This is a genomic window from Aeromonas sp. QDB25 (assembly GCF_027707725.1).
Classification (GTDB): domain Bacteria; phylum Pseudomonadota; class Gammaproteobacteria; order Enterobacterales; family Aeromonadaceae; genus Aeromonas; species Aeromonas caviae.
On record NZ_JAPCIZ010000177.1, the window covers coordinates 1 to 2,285 of the forward strand.

Below are 2,285 nucleotides of genomic sequence, written 5' to 3' on the forward strand. Positions count from 1 at the left end.
CTCGATAAGCCCCCATTGTGCATCAGTCAGCTGATAACGGCGGGACACGGAATGGATCTTAAGCTGTTGAGAAGATGTGAGATTATATCTTCATCACTTTAAGAACACAGCCTAGTACGCATTCGATGACAAGGAAACCTCCACTCGTCGTCGCAGGGCCTGTTCCTCATCATGGGTCATGCCCGGCAGCGGCCCCCGGGGGTTGCTGGCAAGCCATACCACCAGATCGTCAACCGTCTCCTCCAGGGGGCGAAAGTTCAGCCCATGAACGATGGCGGCCTCGGCGCTGATGGTGCCATACCCAGCATACTCGGGCAGCTCGTTTGGCAGCAGCGTGGGATAGCTTTGCCAGGGCGCCACCCCTGCCGCCATCAGGTCACGCCAGGGAGCCCACTCGAGCTGCAAGGGGGTCACTGGCGTCAGCCGGGCAGCAAGACGCTCCACCCAGTCGCTCAGTGCGATGCCGGGCTTGATCAGGTTGAAGCACCCAGCGAGTCGCTGCTCGGCAGCCCGCAGCACGAACTCGGCGCAGTCGCGCACATCCAGGTATTGCAGCCTGTCCTCCCCCAGCCCCGGCAAGAGCCAGTGCCCGCCCCGCTGCACCCGCCTCACCCACCAGGCAAGACGAGCGGTCGGATCAAAGGGGCCGCAGAGCACGCCGGGGCGCAGGGTGCACAGGCGATCTCCCCAGCGGGCGCGATACACCGACTCGCACAGCACCTTGAGGGGACCGTAGTCGGTGGGCGCTCCTGCCATCTCGTGCAAGGGGGCCGACTCATCCATGCCGGGTTGGGAAAAATCGCGATAGACACTGATGGTGGAGATGAAGATGAGCCGATCACAGCGCCCCAGCAGGGCGTCAGAGAGTCCTTCGGCCTGTTCGGGGCGATAGCAGCAGGTGTCGATGACCAGATCCCAGTGCTGCCCCTCGCCCCGCAAGGGGGCCAGGTCCCCGTCTCTGTCCCCGTGAAGCTGGGTCAGCTCCCGCCAATCCGGGTGCTGGCGGTGGCCGCGATTGAACAGCGTCACCTCGTGCCCCCAATCCAGGGCCAGCGTGGTCAGGTGGCGACCCAGAAAGCCGGTGCCGCCGATAATCAACAATTTCATCCCTGTCTCTCCTCTATAGCGCCCTCTCCTTGCAGCCCCTCCACGGGCAGCCGAAACGGCCATGGCCTGGCATGGTGAGCACACGTCCCAGGCACGCCCTGATGCCGCCAGGCATATCGTCATGGTGCGGGCAGCAGATTCCTTGTCCGCTCCCCCGCCACCCCTTTTGCCGCCCCACCCTACGCAAGTTGGCACCAGGACACAGCCCCCTGGCACCGGGTCTGGGATCGGGATCACAGGGGCCGCGTCCTGGTACTCCCCCTGCGTTTTCGGCGTGCCTGTGCTACATTGCCCGGGTTTTCAGCCAGGATCCGCCATGAAGTTCGATATCGATACCCTAGGGATCATCCGCTCTCCCTACAAGGAGAAGTTCGCCATACCCCGCCAGCCCGGCCTGGTCAGCGCGGCTCGCGCCCGCCTCGAACTGCTTCCTCCCTATGATCAGCCCGATGTGCTGCGTGGCATCGAGCAATTCTCCCATCTCTGGATCAGCTTCGTGTTTCACCAGACCATGGATCAGGGCTGGCACCCGACGGTGCGCCCGCCGCGCCTCGGCGGCAATGAGCGGGTCGGGGTCTTTGCCACCCGCTCCACCTTCCGTCCCAACCCCCTTGGCCTCTCCGTGGTCGAGCTGCACGGGGTGGGACGTGAGCGCGGCAAGCTCTGGCTCGAGCTGGGCGCCGTGGACTTGCTCGACGGCACCCCCGTTGTCGACATCAAGCCCTATGTCCCCTATGCCGACAGCCTGCCCCACGCCCGTGGCGGTTTCGCCCCCGATGCCCCCACCCCGCTGCTGGCGGTGAGCTTCAGCGCCCAGGCCGAGCAGCAGCTCGCCCCCTGGCTCAAGGCCCACCCGGAGCTGCGTGAACTGGTGAGGGAGGTGCTGGCCCAGGATCCCCGCCCTGCTTACAAGAAGGGCAAGCCGGATGACAAGGTGTACGGTGTCAGATTGTTCGATGTGAACGTGCGATTTCAGATAAAAGAACCGCAATGTCAGGTGCTGACCATCGAACCCGCTTGAAAAAAGCCTCTCTGGCAGCATGAAAAAAGCCACCCTCCCGGGTGGCTTTTTTATGGTTCATCGCGGCTTTCCGGGGAAGGCCGCCTTGATTTTCAGAAAAAAGTATTCTGAGTCCCTAAATCCATATGCCATGCGCTTTATCACTTTGATCTTGTTG

The 2,285-nt window shown here is 63.1% G+C and carries 3 protein-coding genes; 1 reads left to right on the plus strand and 2 read right to left on the minus strand.

All coding sequences use genetic code 11. From position 1 onward, the window contains the following. Positions 1 to 111: 111 nt before the first annotated feature. Positions 112 to 1,107, minus strand: coding sequence for an NAD-dependent epimerase/dehydratase family protein (locus PG883_RS23240; RefSeq protein WP_201896687.1), 996 nt, complete (start codon positions 1,105 to 1,107; stop codon positions 112 to 114). Between the two features lie 316 nt (positions 1,108 to 1,423). Here PG883_RS23240 and tsaA point away from each other — a divergent pair, with 316 nt between their 5' ends. Then, positions 1,424 to 2,128, plus strand: coding sequence for a tRNA (N6-threonylcarbamoyladenosine(37)-N6)-methyltransferase TrmO (tsaA, locus tag PG883_RS23245; RefSeq protein ID WP_201888616.1), 705 nt, complete (start codon positions 1,424 to 1,426; stop codon positions 2,126 to 2,128). 57 nt (positions 2,129 to 2,185) lie between these two features. Here tsaA and PG883_RS23250 read toward each other — a convergent pair. Continuing rightward, on the minus strand, positions 2,186 to 2,285 hold a 100-nt coding region (locus tag PG883_RS23250), incomplete at its 5' end, for a transposase (RefSeq protein WP_167576793.1).